20 protein-coding genes are annotated in these 16,814 nt (G+C 56.8%); 4 read left to right on the plus strand and 16 right to left on the minus strand.

Translation table 11 applies throughout. The features are described from left to right. Positions 1-112: 112 nt before the first annotated feature. Both pnp and EZJ17_RS10370 read right to left on the minus strand, forming a co-directional pair. Complete coding sequence (gene pnp / locus EZJ17_RS09605; RefSeq protein WP_067439763.1) at positions 113-2,218, minus strand: polyribonucleotide nucleotidyltransferase; 2,106 nt, start codon at positions 2,216-2,218, stop codon at positions 113-115. A 211-nt stretch (positions 2,219-2,429) separates the two neighbouring features. Next, positions 2,430-2,600 (minus strand): hypothetical protein, encoded by a 171-nt coding sequence (locus EZJ17_RS10370; protein ID WP_156496427.1) that lies wholly within the window; start codon positions 2,598-2,600, stop codon positions 2,430-2,432. Positions 2,601-2,713: 113 nt separating this feature from the next. Here EZJ17_RS10370 and yccS point away from each other — a divergent pair, with 113 nt between their 5' ends. Beyond that, positions 2,714-4,909, plus strand: coding sequence for a YccS family putative transporter (gene yccS / locus EZJ17_RS09610; protein ID WP_151086473.1), 2,196 nt, complete (start codon positions 2,714-2,716; stop codon positions 4,907-4,909). 300 nt (positions 4,910-5,209) lie between these two features. On the opposite strand, the gene dusA is transcribed toward yccS, so the two are convergent. After that, positions 5,210-6,163 (minus strand): tRNA dihydrouridine(20/20a) synthase DusA, encoded by a 954-nt coding sequence (dusA, locus tag EZJ17_RS09615; RefSeq protein ID WP_240746207.1) that lies wholly within the window; start codon positions 6,161-6,163, stop codon positions 5,210-5,212. Between the two features lie 379 nt (positions 6,164-6,542). Here dusA and EZJ17_RS09620 point away from each other — a divergent pair, with 379 nt between their 5' ends. The 3 genes from EZJ17_RS09620 to EZJ17_RS09630 all read left to right on the plus strand — a co-directional run bounded on the left by EZJ17_RS09620 (position 6,543) and on the right by EZJ17_RS09630 (position 8,269). Continuing rightward, positions 6,543-7,490 (plus strand): site-specific integrase, encoded by a 948-nt coding sequence (locus tag EZJ17_RS09620; RefSeq protein WP_346265216.1) that lies wholly within the window; start codon positions 6,543-6,545, stop codon positions 7,488-7,490. Positions 7,491-7,574: 84 nt separating this feature from the next. Then, positions 7,575-7,766 (plus strand): type II toxin-antitoxin system HicA family toxin, encoded by a 192-nt coding sequence (locus EZJ17_RS09625; protein ID WP_151086478.1) that lies wholly within the window; start codon positions 7,575-7,577, stop codon positions 7,764-7,766. An 86-nt stretch (positions 7,767-7,852) separates the two neighbouring features. After that, on the plus strand, positions 7,853-8,269 hold the full coding sequence (locus tag EZJ17_RS09630) for a type II toxin-antitoxin system HicB family antitoxin (protein WP_151086480.1): 417 nt from the start codon (positions 7,853-7,855) through the stop codon (positions 8,267-8,269). A 53-nt stretch (positions 8,270-8,322) separates the two neighbouring features. Here the strand turns inward: EZJ17_RS09630 and EZJ17_RS09635 are convergent, their stop codons facing one another. The 13 genes from EZJ17_RS09635 to EZJ17_RS09690 all read right to left on the minus strand — a co-directional run bounded on the left by EZJ17_RS09635 (position 8,323) and on the right by EZJ17_RS09690 (position 16,790). Then, positions 8,323-9,123, minus strand: coding sequence for a DNA adenine methylase (locus EZJ17_RS09635; protein WP_151086483.1), 801 nt, complete (start codon positions 9,121-9,123; stop codon positions 8,323-8,325). 100 nt (positions 9,124-9,223) lie between these two features. Further along, entirely contained in the window at positions 9,224-9,721 is a 498-nt protein-coding gene (locus tag EZJ17_RS09640) for a DUF2514 family protein (RefSeq protein WP_151086485.1), read from the minus strand. Between the two features lie 6 nt (positions 9,722-9,727). Further along, positions 9,728-10,024, minus strand: coding sequence for a hypothetical protein (locus EZJ17_RS10720; RefSeq protein ID WP_240746208.1), 297 nt, complete (start codon positions 10,022-10,024; stop codon positions 9,728-9,730). Continuing rightward, positions 9,972-10,136 carry a hypothetical protein gene (locus tag EZJ17_RS10375; protein WP_167508187.1) on the minus strand — a complete coding sequence of 55 codons (165 nt, stop codon included), beginning with the start codon at positions 10,134-10,136 and terminating at the stop codon, positions 9,972-9,974. Before EZJ17_RS10375 ends, EZJ17_RS10720 begins: the two co-directional genes overlap by 53 nt. 1 nt (position 10,137) lies before the next feature. Further along, entirely contained in the window at positions 10,138-10,686 is a 549-nt protein-coding gene (locus EZJ17_RS09650) for an NlpC/P60 family protein (protein WP_151086487.1), read from the minus strand. A 319-nt stretch (positions 10,687-11,005) separates the two neighbouring features. Continuing rightward, positions 11,006-11,269 (minus strand): hypothetical protein, encoded by a 264-nt coding sequence (locus EZJ17_RS09655; protein ID WP_151086330.1) that lies wholly within the window; start codon positions 11,267-11,269, stop codon positions 11,006-11,008. After that, positions 11,257-11,646: a hypothetical protein gene (locus EZJ17_RS09660; RefSeq protein WP_151086489.1), complete on the minus strand. Its 390-nt coding sequence runs from the start codon at positions 11,644-11,646 to the stop codon at positions 11,257-11,259. The genes EZJ17_RS09655 and EZJ17_RS09660 overlap by 13 nt, the downstream gene beginning before the upstream one ends. After that, positions 11,643-11,885: a DUF2644 domain-containing protein gene (locus tag EZJ17_RS09665; protein ID WP_067445017.1), complete on the minus strand. Its 243-nt coding sequence runs from the start codon at positions 11,883-11,885 to the stop codon at positions 11,643-11,645. The genes EZJ17_RS09660 and EZJ17_RS09665 overlap by 4 nt, the downstream gene beginning before the upstream one ends. Beyond that, entirely contained in the window at positions 11,882-12,586 is a 705-nt protein-coding gene (locus tag EZJ17_RS09670; protein ID WP_151086491.1) for a hypothetical protein, read from the minus strand. Before EZJ17_RS09670 ends, EZJ17_RS09665 begins: the two co-directional genes overlap by 4 nt. 145 nt (positions 12,587-12,731) lie before the next feature. Next, the gene (locus EZJ17_RS10460; RefSeq protein WP_205748061.1) at positions 12,732-13,451 is read right to left on the minus strand and encodes a hypothetical protein; all 720 of its coding nucleotides are present in this window, start codon (positions 13,449-13,451) and stop codon (positions 12,732-12,734) included. Between the two features lie 2 nt (positions 13,452-13,453). Next, positions 13,454-14,488 (minus strand): hypothetical protein, encoded by a 1,035-nt coding sequence (locus EZJ17_RS09680; RefSeq protein WP_151086494.1) that lies wholly within the window; start codon positions 14,486-14,488, stop codon positions 13,454-13,456. A gap of 48 nt (positions 14,489-14,536) precedes the next feature. After that, positions 14,537-16,474 (minus strand): hypothetical protein, encoded by a 1,938-nt coding sequence (locus tag EZJ17_RS09685; protein WP_151086496.1) that lies wholly within the window; start codon positions 16,472-16,474, stop codon positions 14,537-14,539. Then, entirely contained in the window at positions 16,458-16,790 is a 333-nt protein-coding gene (locus EZJ17_RS09690) for a hypothetical protein (protein ID WP_167508188.1), read from the minus strand. The genes EZJ17_RS09685 and EZJ17_RS09690 overlap by 17 nt, the downstream gene beginning before the upstream one ends. Positions 16,791-16,814: the final 24 nt, after the last annotated feature.

The raw sequence follows: 16,814 nt of genomic DNA on the forward strand, positions 1-16,814 counted from the left end.
GTAGTTTCAAATAAAGGCTACCTGAAACTTTTTCAGGTAGCCTTTGCTTTCCCTTGGGAGCAAAAAAGACACGGAAACTATTGAGTGCCGACAGACCCTGGTCAGCCTGCGCTTATTGCTCGCGGGTTTGATCCAGCAGGGCTTTCATGGAGAGGCGAACGCGGCCGCGGTCGTCCACTTCCAGCGCTTTCACGCGCACGTTTTGGCCGACTTTGAGGTAGTCGTTCACGTCTTTCACGCGCTCGTGGGCGATTTGGCTGATGTGCACCAGGCCGTCTTTGCCGGGCATCACGGATACGATGGCGCCCACGTTGTTGTCCAAAATCTTAATCACCACGCCGTTGTACACCTGGCCCACTTCCACTTCGGCAGTGATTTCTTCGATGCGTTTGCGGGCGGCTTCCACGGCTTCCACATTCACGGCGGCGATGGTGATGGTGCCGTCGTCTTCAATGTTGATTTCGGTGCCGGTTTCGGCGGTGAGGGCACGGATGGTTTCGCCGCCTTTGCCGATAACGTCGCGGATTTTGTCTTGGTTAATCTTCATGGTGAAGAGGCGCGGCGCGTGCTGCGAGAGCTCTTGCGGGCCGGCCACGGCGGCTTTCATCTGCTCAAGGATGTGCAGGCGGGCTTCTTTGGCTTGCGCCAGGGCAATCTGCATGATTTCTTTGGTGATGCCTTGGATTTTGATGTCCATCTGCAGGGCGGTCACGCCTTCGGTGGTGCCGGCCACTTTGAAGTCCATGTCGCCGAGGTGGTCTTCGTCGCCCAAGATATCGGTGAGCACGGCGAATTTGTTGCCTTCCAGAATCAAACCCATGGCGATACCGGCCACGTGGGCTTTGAGCGGTACGCCGGCGGAGAGCAGGCTCAAGCAGCCGCCGCACACGGAGGCCATGGAAGAAGAGCCGTTGGATTCGGTGATTTCAGATACCACGCGCATGGTGTAGCTGAATTCTTCGGGCGTGGGCAACACGCCGAGCAGGGCGCGTTTGGCCAGGCGGCCGTGGCCGATTTCGCGGCGTTTGGGCGCGCCCATGCGGCCGCATTCGCCGGTGGAGTAGGGCGGGAAGTTGTAGTGCAGCATGAAGCGGTCGGTGTATTCGCCGCTCAAGGCATCAATGATTTGCTCGTCGCGCTGGGTGCCGAGGGTGGCCACAGCCAGGGCTTGGGTTTCGCCACGGGTGAAGAGGGCGGAGCCGTGGGTGCGCGGCAGCACGCCGGTTTGGATGTTGATGGGGCGCACGGTGCGGGTGTCGCGGCCGTCGATGCGCGGCTGGCCGGCCAGAATCTGGCTGCGCACCACGTTGGCTTCCAAATGTTTGAAAATGCCTTTGATTTGGTTGGCAGCGAGGGTGTCGGTGTCTTCCGTGATCAGCGCGGCTTCCACGGCGGCCCAGGCTTCGTCCAGCTTGGCGGTGCGAGCCTGTTTTTGGCGGATTTTGAAAGCTTCGGCTACGGTTTGACCGGCAATTTCCTGCACTTTGGCCACCAGGGCGGCATCGGTTTCGGGCGCTTTCCAGTCCCACACTTCGGGGTTGACCGCGTCGGCCAGCTCGTTGATGGCGCGGATAACGGCCTGCATTTCATTGTGACCATATACCACGGCGCCGAGCATCACGTCTTCGGGCAGGATTTGGGCTTCGGATTCCACCATCAGCACGGCTTGTGCAGTACCGGCCACCACCAAATCCAGCTGCGATTTGGCCAGCTGGGTTTTGGTCGGGTTCAGCACGTATTCGCCGTTCAGGTAGCCTACGCGGGCGGCACCGATGGGGCCGGCGAAAGGCACGCCGCTCAATACCAGCGCGGCAGAAGCGCCGATCATGGCGGGAATGTCGGAATCGATTTCCGGATCAACCGATACCACCATGGCCACGATTTGGATATCGTGGAAGAAGCCTTCGGGGAACAGCGGGCGGATGGGGCGGTCGATCAGGCGGCTGGTGAGGATTTCTTTTTCACTCTGTTTGCCTTCGCGCTTGAAGAAGCCGCCGGGGATTTTGCCTGCGGCATAGGTGCGCTCCAGATAATCCACGGTGAGCGGGAAGAAATCCTGCCCGGCTTTCACTTCTTTATTGGCGGTAACGGCCACCAGCACCACGGTTTCACCCATGGATACTTTCACCGCACCCGCCGCCTGGCGGGCGATTTCGCCGGTTTCGATGGTGACGGTGTGCTGGCCGTATTGGAAGGATTTGACGTGTTTGTTAAACATTAGGATTCCTTTAGGAAAAGGCCGCTGCCGCTAAAACACTAAACATAAGCCCGCACAAGCGCAGGCGCATGGTTAGGGTTTCAGACAGGCAGGGCAGGTTGGAAATAAAACAAAGGCTTGAGGCTACCTGAAAGTGCAGCCCGAAACCGGCGCGCATTCTAACACGCTGCCGGGCAGATTGCACTGTATAAACAAGATAATCTTTCGTTTTTCAGGTAGCCCCTTCGTGCATACCCAAGGCTACCTGAAGCCGCCTGCATGGTTGGAACTTTACTAAAACTTTGCTTTCAGGTAGCCTGCCGTTCGCCTTCTCTGCCACAAAAGAAAGCGGACATACTTGCTGCGGCACGAACAAAATACAATAGGGGTGCTCGTGTTCCATATTTCAATACTACCTGAAAACCCTGCCCCGCTGCCGAAGGTGCAGCCCGTATCATGCCGCGCCCGCCTGCGCTAAAATAGCGCCCTTTCCCACTCATCCTTTATTTATCCACCATGCCCCTTATCCCATCCCGGCTCAAATGGCTTTCCGCGCGCGTGCTGGCCGCGCTGCCGATGCTGGTTAGCGTGTGCATGGCCGTGCTGGCCGTATGGTATTGGCAGAAGCCGCTGATGTGTATGCCGCTGGTGCTCGGCGTGATTGCCGGCGGCCTGGTGGATTTAGACAACCGCCTCACCGGCCGCATCCAAAACCTGCTCTCCACCATTGCCGCCTTCAGCGTTTCCTCGCTCACTGTGCAGTTTACGTTCGGTCAGCCGCTGCTGTTTTTGCCCGCGATGACGCTGCTCACTTTCGTGTTTACCCTGTCCGGCGCCATCAGCCTGCGTTACCGCACCATCTCCTTCGGCACGCTGGTGGTGGCGCTTTACACCATCCTCACCATCAACCACAGCATGGTTTGGTATGCCAATACCCTGCTGATTTTGTGCGGCACGCTGCTCTACAGCGGCAACACCCTGCTGCTGCACCTCATTTTGCCGCACCGCCCCGTGCAAGACAGCATGGCCGCCGCCTATACCGAGCTGGCGGGCTATCTCGACATCAAAGCCCAATTCTTCGACCCCGACGACACCGATCAGCTCGAGCAGCAGCAAATCGCGCTGGCCATGCAAAACGGCAAAGTGATCGCCGCCTTCAACCAGGTGCGCAGCGCCTTGTTTTACCGCATGCGCGGCCAGCACCGCCATCCGCGTACCGCCCGCATGCTGCACTACTACTTTGCCGCGCAAGACATCCACGAGCGCGCCAGCTCCAGCTACATCGGCGAATACCGCCGCTTTGTGGCCGAGCTCAGCCACAGCGACCTCATCTTCCGCATCCAGCGGCTGATCGAATGGCAGGCGCAGGCCTGCCGCGACATGGCACACAGCTTGCAACGCGGCAGCGCGGCGCCGGACAATGCCAAGCTGGCCAAACTGGCCGCCGGCATCCGCCGCTCATACCAGCACCACCAATCCACCCAAGCCGACAAGAGCCCGCGCAGCCTGCGCCGCCTTATCGACAACCTCTACGGCATCAACTACCAACTCACCCACCTGGCCGGCGAGCAAGCAGGCTACACCGAAGCAAGCGAGCAAACCCGTATCGTGCGCGAAGATGCTGGCAGCTGGCGCAGCCATCTCAAGATCCTGCGCCATCATCTCAGCTTCGAATCCGGCGTATTCCGTCACGCCGTGCGGCTCTCCATCGTGGTGTTCCTCTGCATCGCCTTAGTGGAAAGCCTCAAGCTGCCCATGGGCTATTGGGTATTGCTTACCGCCGTATTCGTGTGCCAGCCCAACTATTCCGCCACCAAAAGCCGCCTTATCCAGCGCGTGGTCGGCACGATGGCCGGCGTGGCCGTCGGCTCGCTGCTGCCCTATTTCACTCCCTCGCTGGCTACCCAACTGGCCGTGGTGGCCGCATCCAGCACCCTGTTTTTCTTCTTCCGCACCAACAAATACAGCTACTCCACCTTCTTCATCACCATCCAAGCCATCACCAACCTCTACATCGCCGGCCTGCACGGCATCGACGCCCTGCCTTGGCGGCTGCTCGACACCATCGTCGGCTGCGCGCTGGCCTGGTGGGCCGTATCCATGCTCTGGCCGGATTGGCGCTACCTTTCCCTTGCCCGCACCGCCCAACGCGCCCTCGCCGGCAACGCAGGCTACCTGAAAAGCATCACCGACCAGCTCCAGCACGGCGGCCATTGCGACGATGCCGCCTACCGCATCGAACGCCGCCGCGCCCACGAACGCGCCGCCCAGCTAAGCAGCACCCTGTCCGACATGTCCGGCGAGCCGAAAAAATACGCCGCGTACCTGCCCGGCGGCTTCACCCTGCTCAAAACCGTTTACGCCATCAACGGCTATACCTCCGCCCTCGGTGCCTACCGCAGCCGCCTCAGCCCCGGCCAAATCGAGCCCGATTTCAACGCCGCTTTTGCCCGGGCTGCTAACGAAACCGCCCGCCTGCTCGAACAGCTGCCCGGCCTGACCGAAGCCGAATTTCAGGTAGCCTACAGCGCCCTACGCCAACAGCTCACCGCCCTGCGCCCCGACAATAGCGCCAGCCCCCACGCCCACACCCTCTGGCAGCAGCTTTCCTTGATTGCCAAACTCCTGCTCCCCGCCTACCAGGCCTTGCAAGACGTGGAGGATACCCAAACCGAAACGCAGGAGGCGGCGGCAGTGGGCACCAGCGGCTAGGTGATGCTTGTGCCTGAAGAGGCTACCTGAAAACGGAGCGAAGTGAAGTTTCTGCGCGGCTAAAACAAAGCACAGAGAAGTTTCTGTGCAGCGAAGTGCCACAACAACGCAGTTAAAACGCGGCTTCCATCGGAAGCCGCGTTGCTATATGGTTTTCAGGTAGCCTGCACTAGCAGCCTGTCCATGCGGTTCTACATCATGCCGCTACTCAAACCAGCGCCCAAGCAAAAGGCTACCTGAAACTTTAGCTACGCAGAAACTTCGCTTCGCTCCGTTTTCAGGTAGCCTTTGTTTATGCAGTTAAACCCCAGCGGAAACCTTCTCCCATGCTTCCAAAATCAATTCGGGGCGGTTGCTTTGCAGCAGGCTGGCATCGGAGAGCATCTGCCGCCACACCCGGGCATGGTTGCGGCCGTGCAGCAGGCCGAGGTAGTGGCGCAGCATGTGGCGGATGGTGAGGCCCGGGTCGGCAGCGAGCGAGCGCTGCATATAGCGGTAGAGCGCGGGAATCAGGGTGTCGAAATCGGTTTCAGGTAGCCTTTCGCCGTAAAACAGCCTGTCCCACGATTGCATCAGCATGGGGTTGTGATGGGCCTCGCGGCCAATCATCACGCCGTCGGCGTGTTGCAGGTGTTCGGCAATTTCGGCATTGGTTTTGATGCCGCCGTTGATGATGATTTCCAGCTGGGGAAAATCCTGCTTGAGGCAGTAAACATAGTCGTATTTCAAGGGCGGCACGTCGCGGTTTTCTTTGGGCGAAAGGCCTTCCAACCAAGCATTGCGGGCGTGGACGATATAGGTGCGGCAGGCGGTTTTGTCGGCGAGCGTGCCCACGAAGTCGCACACGGTTTGGTATTCGGTTTGGCGGTCGATGCCGATGCGGTGCTTCACGGTTACGGCACAATCAGGCGCGGCTTCCTGCATGGCGTTGAGGCAATCGGCCACCAAATCCACTTCGTTCATCAAGCAGGCACCGAACGCGCCTTTTTGCACGCGCGGGCTGGGGCAGCCGCAGTTGAGGTTGATTTCGTCATAGCCCCAGCCTGCTGCGATGGCGGCGGCCTTGGCCAAATCGGCCGGGTTGCTGCCGCCCAGCTGCAGGGCAACCGGGTTTTCGCTTTCGTCTTTGCCCAAAAAACGCTCGGTCTGGCCGTGGATGATGGCGCCGGCATGAATCATTTCGGTGTAGAGCCAGGCATGGCGGCTGATTTGGCGTGCCATGTAGCGATAATGCCGGTCTGTCCAGTCCAGCATCGGCGCAACCGAAAGGCGGTGTATACCAATATAATCAGTATATTGCTTGTTTATATTTGCTTTTTCTGGGTTTTCGGTTTGTATCATTTCGGATTATTTCGGTTTATTTTTGCTTATTTCCGTTTATTTGTTGTACCATAAATGCACCATTTTTTGATTTTTTACCGATGGTGCAAACATGGGAACGATCATAAGGCGCACAAACCCCAGCGGGGCTGTGGTGTATCGGGCGCAAGTCCGCATAAAAAAGGCGGATGCGCCCGCTTATAGCGAGTCTAAAACATTTACGAAAAAAGCTCTAGCCGCCGAATGGCTCAAGCGGCGCGAAGCTGAGATTGAGGCAAACCCAGATTTAATACTTGGCATCAAAAAGAAGCGGATGCCGACACTTGCCGCAGCCATTGATAGCTACCTAGCCGAGCTGCCGGCAGTTGGGCGCAGTAAAAAGCAGGGGCTGTTATTTCTACGTGGTTTTCCGATTGCTGCGCTGCCGCTGGATAAAATCACGCGAGATCAGGTAGCCTTGTTTGCACAGCAGCGGCATAACGGTATACCGGAAATGGGATTACCGCCAGTACAACCGCCCACAATCATGCAGGATATACAGTATATCCGCATTGTCTTAAAACATGCGTTTTATGTGTGGAATTTGAAAGTTAGCTGGCAGGAAATTGAATTTGCCCTCGAGGGGCTGAGGAGAAGTAGGATTATTGCGCAGGCAACGCGCCGCAGCAGGCTGCCTACAGGCGACGAGCTGCAACGGCTCACCAACTATTTTTACAAGATGTATGCCGTTATCAAAAGCACGGTGATTCCCATGCACTTGATTATGTGGCTGGCGATTTACACCTGCCGCCGCCAAGATGAGATATGCCGCATGATGCTGGCTAATTTTGATCGTGCTGCCGGTGAGTGGATGATCCGTGACATCAAACACCCGGATGGCAGCCGTGGCAACGACAAAGCTTTTGCCGTTAGTCCGGCCGCACTATCCGTAATCGATGAGCTGCTGCAGGATGACGTGCAGCAACGGATGGCACGCATTACTGAGCGGCCAGGCAGCCTTGTGCCGCTCAAAGCCACCAGCATCAGCGCCCAATTTACCCGCGCCTGCAAAGTGCTGGACATCCACGACCTACGCTTCCACGATTTACGACATGAGGGAGCAACACGACTAGCTGAGGATGGGGCAACCATTCCGCAAATCCAGCAATACACCCTGCATGATTCGTGGGGCAGCCTGCAACGCTATGTCAATTTGCGGCGGCGCGGCGACAGGCTGGACTTTGCCGAGGCAATCGCTAATGCGAAAAAGGTATATCTGTAAAATACACACAAATACACATAAAATACTTGACAAATAATTTATCGTGTGTAATAATACACACACTTAGACAGCAGGAGGCACTTAATGAAAAACAGCCACGAAATCATCAAAGCCCTGAAAGCCGACGGGTGGGAACTGAAAAGAGTAAACGGTAGCCACCATATATTTTACAAGCCAGGCGCAAAATTCCCAATCACCATATCCCACCCAAATAAAAATCTATCAATAGGCCAGATAAAGGATGCAGAAAGGAAATCAGGACTAAAACTAAGATAATAGCACTGCCCCGAAGGGGGGGCAGTCGCACCCGCCTCAAAATTGTCTAAGCTGCTACACCAATTCAAAAAAAACAGGAGCAAAAAATGAAAGCATTTGCATTAGCCATCTATAAAGATGCAGACAATCCCACTTACGGCGTAGTCGTGCCGGATGTGCCGGGCTGTTATCCCTGCGGCGACACCATCGAGGCCGCCATTGAGGACAGCAAGGCAGCCATCAAAGCGCATATTGAATTTATGCTGGAGAACGATTTAGAAGTAGACTTAACCACGCACTCGATTGAAGAATTACGAGCCAATGCCGATTATGCCGATGCCATAGCATGGGGCATTGCCGAAATCGACGAGAGCAACCTATCCGCCAAGCAAACCCGCTTTAACGTCAGCTGGCCTGAATACCTGCTGGATAAGGTTGACCGCTTCGCCGCCGAAAATCACGATACCCGCTCCGGCTTTTTAGCCAAAGCTGCGCTGGCGGCCATCGATAAAACGGCCGGCTGATCACATCAAAGGCTACCTGAATTTCAGGTAGCCTTTTTTCAGGTAGCCTGAAATCAAAACAACGCAGCCTGTTTTTCCACCGGCGTAAAATTGCAAATCACTAATTCCCCGCTGGTTTTTAAATCAGTGCTGTTGGATACCGTGTATTTAATCTCCAGCCGCCGCATCCAAAACTCCGAAAACAGCGCGGCTATATCCGGGTGGTCGTTGATACTCAACATTAACTTACCCTTCATATTGCGCATAGCCGCCGCCAGTCTCTCAAATTGCGACCATTCAAAATCCACGCCATAGCCGGCTGTCTCCCAATATGGCGGATCGGCATAAAAAAACGTGTGCGGCCGGTCGTATCGCTCCACACAAGTCAGCCAATCGCCATGCTCAATATACGCACCAGACAAACGTCGGTGTGCCGCCGCCAGTCTTTCGCGCACCGTAGCAATATCAAAAGCCCGGTCAGTGGTGGCATAGCCAAAATTCTGCCCGTCGATTTTGCCGCCGAAGGCGTGTTGCTGTAAAAAAAAGAAACGTACGGCGCGCTGAATATCGGTCAAAGTTTTTAAATTGACCGCCTGAAACCAATCCCAATCCTCACGACTGCCCAGCATAAACTCGAAATGGCGGCAAAACTCGTCAAAATGGCAACGCACTACCCGATATAAATTAACGAGCTCACCGTTGATGTCGTTAATCACATCAGTTTTTGCCGGGTGCTCACGCATAAAAAACAAAGCCGCACCACCGGTGAACAGCTCCACATAGCACTCATGCGGCGGGAATAGCGGTAATAATTGGTCGGCAAGGCGGCGTTTGCCACCCATCCACGGAATAATCGGTTGCGTTGCATCGCTCATTTGCAGGCTCCAAAACAGCAAGCAGGCTTGCGGGCAAGCCTGCTAAAAATAATGCCCACACAAAGGAGGGCGGGAGGAACTGCCGCAAGGCGGCGGGTTTTTACTTATCTGCTGTACCGGCCACCACGCGCCCATACGCCTGCCACTCGGCTAGGTCGTTGCGCTGGGTGTCGGCTATTTCTGCCAATCCTGCATATTCTTTTGCGCAGTGGCCGAATAACTGCCAGCCTCGGGCAGCGGCTTCATCAACCGCGCCGGCGGTGCCGGTGGCTTGGGGCAGGGAGCGACTACGGGCAGCGGCGTAGGCGCGCACGCGCTCAAGCTCGCCGCGCAGATTATCCACAGCAATTTTTGCATGTTCTCTTTCCTTTTCTACTTCGGCCTGCGCGGCAGTTAATGCCGCCTGCGCCTGCCTTTCTTTTTCCAACACCGCGCCGGTTTGTTTCGCCAGCGCCTCGGTTTGTTGTTGCTTCAGTTTGGCTTCAGCGGCTCGGTAGCCCGCGTTATAGCGCTGCTCGCCGTACCAATATTCGCCGCCCACCACCGCCGCCAGCAGGGCGGCAATGGCTAGCGGTTTCCAATATTTGACTATCCACATCGTTTCTTACCTCAACAATACGGCCAAAATTTCAGGCAGCCTGAAAGCCAAAATCAGCAATATCAAGCCGCCCACAACGTGCCAGAAGGTTTTACGCACTTCTTTTGGACTCACATTCATTGCTTCCATTAAAAATACTCCTAGCATTTTGAAAGTAAATCGTTTATCATTCATACAGTTTTCAATCTTTCCGCTCAAAGGTTGAATACAGAAACCCCGCAAACCAGCCCAGTTTGCGGGGTTTCGCTTTTCAGGCAGCCTGTTCCAACCGCGCCAAAAACTGCCGGTAGTTACGCAATTCATGCTCCGCGTGCCGGGCGGCATAGGCATCGCCGATGGCTTTAGCATCAGCCAGCAACGCCTCTTGCTCGGCAATCATGCGGCGCACCCAGTCGGCTGTACTCTCATCTGCCATGCTATGCCTCGCTTTCGCCTTGCTTGCCTGTGGCATCCACCAGCGGCAACTCGTAGCGGATGGCTGCTGGCTCGGATTTAACACACTGCTTATCGCGCCAGTAGCTCGGCCACCAAAAGCTCAATTCCGCCGCATTAAACGGGATGATGCTCACGCGGTTGCCCTGATTACCGCCCAAACCCATCAGGCGACCTTGTCTGTCTTTGCCCACGATAAAAAACACATGATTGCCGCCGGTGCGTTTTTTGACTGCTAGGCAGCCGTAGGCCGGTTTGGATAGGCGGGTAAGGTAGCGTTCATCCGCCCACGCGCCCGCGCGATACCATTGCGGCACCACAAAGCGGCCGGCTTCACCCAAACACATGCCGGCAAATGTGCCACACCACGCCACCTCATCGTCCGTCCACCATGCCTTCTGTTCACCGTTGTAGCCGCCGAACTTTTTCACCCAGCGTTGGATTTCCGGGTTGTGCTGCGGGCCCGGTATCTCACGCAAACCCAAGTGGCTTTTCGCTTTGGCAATCCACGGCAATTCGGTTTGTTTCGTCATTTTTAACCTCCAAACAAAAAGCCCGCACAATAGCGGGCAGAAACGTAAGTCTTTGATTTTTCCAGGTAGCCTTAAAATGCGCCAAATAGGTGTAAATCCACCTAATTAAAAATATATACCATTGTTTTAAAACGGTTTAATTTTTGCGTTTCAGGTAGCCTCATACCAGTTATAAAGGATTACTTAATAACTGGTATGAGGCTGCCTGGAAACGTTTTAATTTGGTGGTTTTACACCAGGTTAAATTCCAATTTACTGTTTATAAGGTTTATTTCAGCTTTCAGACTGCAGTCTTTCAGGTAGCCTAAAATTCTGCCGTCTAGCGGCGTGCCTTGAAGGCGGGATTAGCGCGGCAGCTGTCGGCAAACTCTTCCAGCCTTTTGGTGTACACGGCGGCGGTGTGCAGGGATTGGGTCAGCAGTTCCACGGCCTTGTCTTGGCCGGTACCGGCTCTGATTTGCGCCGCCGGCAGCCGGGGGGCGTCGGTGCTGGGTTTCGGTTTGCTGCAGACGGTCGGGTAGTGGGCGGGGCCGGTGCAGGCCGCCAGGCCCAGCAGTGCGGCGGTCAGGATTATTTTTGCCATAGTCTGTTTATCCTTCTCAGGTTGTTAGCGGTCTCGCGTCCGACTTTTTCAGGTGGCCTGAAGGAGGCGGCCGGATGTTTGGCGGCCAGCTCGGCGCGCATCTGTGCCAGTTTTTGCGCCTGGGCACGGAGTTCCGCCCGGCTGCCGGCATTGTCCAGCTTGGCGCTTTGCAGTGCGGCGGTTTGGCTCTGTATCAGGCCGTCCTGCGCCACCATGATCTCCAGCAGTTCGTCCCGCTCGGCCGCCAAGGCCGCCAGTTCGGCATTCTTGCCCGCCAGCGCTTCGGCAAAGCCGTACCACGAATAGGCGGTAAAGCCGGCCAGCGCCCCGCAAATCACGATGGCGGCGGTGCAGTGTTTGGGCAGTCTCGGCTTCATGATGCCTCTCCTTGTTCGTCCCGAGAGGCCGCCGGCCGCCGGCCGAGGATGCTGATGGCCTTGTTGGTGCTGTTCGCGCCGTAGCAGGCGCAGATGTAGGCCAGGTAGAAATCAAAGTGCAGGCTGCCCTTGTATGCCTGCCAGCCGATCACCGCGCTGCACACCACATGCCCGCTGAACATCACGACTTTGGACAGGCTGGCGGTACCGCCGCCGTATCCGGTCAGTAAGCCCCTCATAGATACGCTCCCAATCTCGCGGCGGCGGTTTCCAACTGCGCGCGCGTTGCCGCGTCCAATTCCTTTTCCGCATACACGGCCAGATAGCCTGCCACGCGCCCGCCTTTTTTAACGGGGTAGCGGTATACCCGCCGCACGCCGTAGCCGTGTGCCAGCAGGTCGGTATTCAGGCTCGGCGTTTCGTCCGCCGTGCCGTCGGCAAAGTAAAAGCCCTGCTTCTCCGGCTGCCACGCCGACACGCCACTCTGCCCGGCCAGGATTCTCTCCACCGTGGACTTGCCGCTTAAAATCGGCAGCCACGACAGCCCGATTTCCGACACCATGCGCTGTTCGTCCTGCTTGGTTTTGGCAAATACCAACAGCCGCCCCTGATATTCGTAGGGGTTGCTGCTCGGTACGAATTTGTAGCCCAAAACGGCCTGCAGGTCCGCCATCGCCACGCCGTCCGCCGCGCTTTCGGCTTCTTTGTTTTCCACAAAGCCGTGCGGGGACTGCAGGTAGGGCGCGGCCGACCCTTCTTTGCGCGCCCCTTCGATTGCCGTTTCTGCACCGGCCCGGCTGAAACGGTCGACCAGCGCGATGGGGTCGGTTTTCCACAACACCAGTGCCGGGATGCCGGCGAGAAACAGCAGTACGCCGCGCCGGAAGCCGACCTGCCGTAAAAAGTCGGCAATGATTTGGTATTTATCCTGTTCGGACATTTCATCCTCCGTTTTCAGGCGGTGCCGCCCGCAGTGCCCAGACCGTGCCTTAACCGTCCGTATAAGGTTTTTCGCGGGAAACCCGTCATTGCCTCCTCCAACCAACCAATCGATTAAAGTGCCGGCCGGTAAAGTGCCGGGCAGCTCATTGATCCGCCCCTTGCAATTGGCCGGCAACCAGCCGGATTTCGGCCAAGATTTCGGCGGTGCGCTCCTCCGCCTCGGCAGCGCTCTTCAAGCCTTTGAGTTCGAGCTTGCGCATCCGCAGCATCCCCAGCTTGTCCGTCGCCGCCCGTAAGGCATCGGCTTGGGCGATGATGATGTCGGCCGCTTCGCATGCCGTCTTGCCGGCGGGTTTGGCAAAGGCGGCCACCTGTAACGGCGCTTCCCCTTTGCAGCCGCCGGCCTTGTAGTCGCGCGCCTGCCGTTCGCGCAGCCGGTATTCGGCTTCAAAGCGGGTAATGTGGCGGTAGGCCTGTTCCACCGCGTTATCGATGGACTCCATACCGCGCTCCACGGCTTCGGCTAAAAGCCGGGAGGCGGCCTCTTCGGTCAGCACCCACGCCTTGGCTTGAACATCCCACGTTTGATGCCCGTTCTCCCGCGGGGTGAAGGTCAGTCCGTCGGGCAGCTCGCCTATCTGTTCCACCACTACCGCCGCGCCGTCACCGGTCCGGTAGGCGGTCTTGCCCCGGTGGTCGGGCAGGTATTGCCATCTGCCGTCCGTCTCGCAAGGCCAAAAGCCGTGTTTCGCCTGCGGCCCGATACGCAGCGCATTGTCCGGCGGCAGGCTGTCCGGGTTGGCCGGGGCGCTGTAGGTATAGGGGTGCAGCGGGTGGGTGTCGTCAAAGTAGAAGTTCTGCATGGTTACACTCCCAGGTAGATGGCCGGCGTGAAGCCGATATTGAGCGGGCGGTTTTCGCCGTTCGCCCCAGGGTTTTGTTTCGGCGTGTCCATCGTGATGGTGGTGGCCAGCCCGGTATGGTTTTCCGTCCAATCCGCGCTGGCCACCTTGGGCGGGGTGTTGACTTGGTTCACCATCCCGCACGTGACGTACATGGGATTGCCGGTCGGAATGCCTTTATTCCCAAGCGACGGGTCGCGGGGCAGCCAAATATCATCATTATCCGTCGCTCCTAAGCCGGTAACGTGGTAGTGCTTCGCCAGAGTATCTGACTGAACTTCACCCAGAGTTTTAGATGGGCGTAAAAAGTAGCCACGCCCGTCGGTATGGAACAGATTTGGCGTGTTGATCTGCCCGTTCTTCAACTCAATCTTAAACGCCCGTTTGTAGGGCTCAGGTAATGATTTCAAAGCCTTCCCTTGGGGTGAGTTTTCCGGGTATTTATCTCCGGTGGCTAGGTACCACTTTGCCGGCATAGCGTCAGCGGTAGTGGACAGCAGTTCAATCTTGCCGACAAATAGACCATCACCGGTACCGGTTTTGGCTAGCAGCTTTTTCAGTTCGGCCACCTCCCTCTCCAGGGTTTCAGTGGAGAGTTTGGCGGCAGCGGCAGTATTGCCAGCAGTCTGCGCGGCTTGGCTGGCCGTTTGTGCTGTTCTATCTGCATTCGTGGCAGCCTGGCTAGCGCTGTCAGCCTTACCAGCGGCGGCAGTGGCTACTTTTTCCGCCTCAGTTAGCTTGGTTTGCAGTTGTTGCAACTGCTTTTTCAGTTCGGCCAGTTCACCGGATGGCGCAGCGTTCCCACCGGCTTTTTCCAGCTTTGCCACCCGTTCCGTCAGTTCAGCTGCAGCCTTTTTAATCTGCTTTAGCTCTTCATCTGATCCACTGCCGACCTTTCCTGTCAGTTCGGTAAAATTGTCGTTGCACTTCTGAAATCCGACGCGGATACTGTCGCCGCCGGCGCCGTTTGGCAGGCTGCCCAAATTGATTTGCTCCATATTATCTCCAATAAAAAAGACTCATCAGGGTCTTGGTAATGAAAGCCGTTATACCGGCAACCGGCACAGAATCCAGTTTTCCGGGACATACTCCGGCGGTTGGTATGCCTTGCCATCGGATTTGAGCGAAATATACTTGTACACCTCCAACTTGTCGTCGCTGTGGCGGAAGCCTTGCCCGCCCCAAAACGGCACTTGATCCGAGCGGTTCTCTTCGGTTGAGTTCAGAATCAAGTCGATTAAATCCAGCAACCCTTTCTGTGCGGCAGCGGCAGCCTGAATCTCTTTCTGCGCCTCCACATCCCAGCCGCCCCAAGTCTCAAACTCGCGTTGTGCCTCTGCTTCATTGTAGCGGTTCTGCAAGACCCGGAGATCCCGCCGCCGTTTAGCCGCCTCTTCCGGCGAGTAGTTGGCATTTTCTTCATAAGCCACCACCGGATTGAGCTTAAACAGGAGGTTGAATGCCCGTTGCAGGCTCCAGGTGCTGTTCGTCAAAAAGTTGTTGAATTTATCCAGTACGCTGGGGTTGCCCATCAACTCGTCCCAAGATGGTTTATGCTGCGGCGCGTAGTAGTCCAAATTCGCCCGTTTATATACGTCTGACATTCGGAGTGGCACGGTCGGATTCCACGGTGCGCCTTTGTAGTCGTCCGGCACGTTCGGCCCGTGAACATACAGCGGACGATTGGACATCGAACGCTCGAAGGCGCTGTGTGCCATCGTACCACCCACCGCGTTGAGTAACCCGCCGCCAGGCAATTTGAACAATCCTGCCGCGCCGTGCACCAACATATTGCATACCTTGCTGTAGTCGTGCCCGCCCTTGACAGTGTAGATAGCCCCTTGGTTGGGGCGGGTGTCGTTACGCACCGTGATGGCCTGCCCCTTGCGGATAGCCGCCGTATTGGACAGTAGGCGTAGGTAAGGGCGGGCGTTATTCAACACCTCGTATCGTAATGGCTTATCCGGGTCGCCCTCGAACAGTTGCGACATCTGGCGCTTGACCGCTGTGTTTTCCTGTCCGATCCTTTGCGCCAACTCGTCCAGAGGCAGTGGTGTATCGGTGGCAAACACATAACTACCACGGTCGATGTAGCCCATCTCAAACGGCGATGGTTGCTGCGCCATACCGAACATATCGCCAGTATCGCCCACTGTCATCACAAACTTCATCGGTGCCGGTTCGTAGCGGTACACTACCAAACCGTAGGATGTTGGCTCGGCTACAGTCGAGCATTGTGCAAAGTATTCCCACGGGATGCCGGCTAATTCGTAAAAATGCACCGTGATTTCTGTATTCGACGACATCTCCACATACAGCCGCCCGCCGCAGCAAGAAACCAAGCCGAAGCCGTCCAACTCCGTCTGCGGGCTGTCGGTTGCGCCCAGGGCGCGGCTGCGGAAGGTCATGGTTACCGGCAGGCCGGTAAACAAACCCTGCCCCAAGCCTTGGCTGCGTGTCCAATCCAGCCGATATTTTGGGTAGTCGGCCGCCGTACCGCCACCGTAGCGCAGTTTGTTCAGCAACTTGGCCAATTGCCAATCCTGCCCGGAAAGCACTGAGTGTACTAGGCGTCTGGCCTTTTCCCATTTGTCCGCATCGTAGCCACTGCCCCAGCCGTGAATCACCGCCGGCAGCAAGGGCTCGCTGTCCCGTTCGCCGCCGTACAGCGAGAACTCGAAACGCACAGTGCAGGCAGTGCGAATCATGCCGCCGCGGGTGCGCAGCATACCGGCAGAATGTATTTCACCGCCTTGAGTCAAGCCGCGCTCCATCAGTTTTTTCAGTGGACGGTTGCGACAGCCGTCATTGAGCGGCAGTTCGCTGCCGTCAGCGGCCACCACCGACAACTGCCCCGGTTGATTCAGGTCGCGCAGGCGCAGGGTCATGCTGCCGATCAGCTTAGGGCAGAACAGATTTTTCGCCAACACGTTCACGCCCTGTCCGTTGTACACTGCCAGCCCGTAATCAGTTGACGTAGCCATATAAAAACTGTCTCCCGGCAAAGGCTCCACCGTAGTGGGCCACATTACTGTTTACCCCGCTCCGTGCATCGTAGCTGATGTTCCAGCACAAAGACCACTGATCGAAATACACCGTCGAGGCGTGTTCCGTGCCACTATTGATGCAGAATGAATGGAACACCGGCATGATGAAGATGCCTTTGAATTTTTCACGCAAGGGAAACAGGATGTCCAAGGCCAGCCGCCCGATTGGGTCATTACCGAGGATAAACACCCCTTCCACCATCAGCGCCGAATCCAGATTGGTATCCAGCACCTTGCCGTCGTTGTCATACATCTGGATGCCGTATTCGGCCGCCAT

It is taken from the genome of Eikenella exigua, from assembly GCF_008805035.1.
GTDB classification, from domain to species: Bacteria; Pseudomonadota; Gammaproteobacteria; order Burkholderiales; family Neisseriaceae; genus Eikenella; species Eikenella exigua.

Coding starts and splice junctions, on each gene's coding strand:
- pnp (WP_067439763.1), bottom strand. CDS start 2,218: ATGTTTAACAAACACGTCAAATCCTTCCAATACGGCCAGCACACCGTC.
- EZJ17_RS10370 (WP_156496427.1), bottom strand. CDS start 2,600: ATGGAACACGAGCACCCCTATTGTATTTTGTTCGTGCCGCAGCAAGTA.
- yccS (WP_151086473.1), top strand. CDS start 2,714: ATGCCCCTTATCCCATCCCGGCTCAAATGGCTTTCCGCGCGCGTGCTG.
- dusA (WP_240746207.1), bottom strand. CDS start 6,163: ATGCTGGACTGGACAGACCGGCATTATCGCTACATGGCACGCCAAATC.
- EZJ17_RS09620 (WP_346265216.1), top strand. CDS start 6,543: ATGCCGACACTTGCCGCAGCCATTGATAGCTACCTAGCCGAGCTGCCG.
- EZJ17_RS09625 (WP_151086478.1), top strand. CDS start 7,575: ATGAAAAACAGCCACGAAATCATCAAAGCCCTGAAAGCCGACGGGTGG.
- EZJ17_RS09630 (WP_151086480.1), top strand. CDS start 7,853: ATGAAAGCATTTGCATTAGCCATCTATAAAGATGCAGACAATCCCACT.
- EZJ17_RS09635 (WP_151086483.1), bottom strand. CDS start 9,123: ATGAGCGATGCAACGCAACCGATTATTCCGTGGATGGGTGGCAAACGC.
- EZJ17_RS09640 (WP_151086485.1), bottom strand. CDS start 9,721: ATGTGGATAGTCAAATATTGGAAACCGCTAGCCATTGCCGCCCTGCTG.
- EZJ17_RS10720 (WP_240746208.1), bottom strand. CDS start 10,024: ATGAATTGCGTAACTACCGGCAGTTTTTGGCGCGGTTGGAACAGGCTG.
- EZJ17_RS10375 (WP_167508187.1), bottom strand. CDS start 10,136: ATGGCAGATGAGAGTACAGCCGACTGGGTGCGCCGCATGATTGCCGAG.
- EZJ17_RS09650 (WP_151086487.1), bottom strand. CDS start 10,686: ATGACGAAACAAACCGAATTGCCGTGGATTGCCAAAGCGAAAAGCCAC.
- EZJ17_RS09655 (WP_151086330.1), bottom strand. CDS start 11,269: ATGGCAAAAATAATCCTGACCGCCGCACTGCTGGGCCTGGCGGCCTGC.
- EZJ17_RS09660 (WP_151086489.1), bottom strand. CDS start 11,646: ATGAAGCCGAGACTGCCCAAACACTGCACCGCCGCCATCGTGATTTGC.
- EZJ17_RS09665 (WP_067445017.1), bottom strand. CDS start 11,885: ATGAGGGGCTTACTGACCGGATACGGCGGCGGTACCGCCAGCCTGTCC.
- EZJ17_RS09670 (WP_151086491.1), bottom strand. CDS start 12,586: ATGTCCGAACAGGATAAATACCAAATCATTGCCGACTTTTTACGGCAG.
- EZJ17_RS10460 (WP_205748061.1), bottom strand. CDS start 13,451: ATGCAGAACTTCTACTTTGACGACACCCACCCGCTGCACCCCTATACC.
- EZJ17_RS09680 (WP_151086494.1), bottom strand. CDS start 14,488: ATGGAGCAAATCAATTTGGGCAGCCTGCCAAACGGCGCCGGCGGCGAC.
- EZJ17_RS09685 (WP_151086496.1), bottom strand. CDS start 16,474: ATGGCTACGTCAACTGATTACGGGCTGGCAGTGTACAACGGACAGGGC.
- EZJ17_RS09690 (WP_167508188.1), bottom strand. CDS start 16,790: ATGTATGACAACGACGGCAAGGTGCTGGATACCAATCTGGATTCGGCG.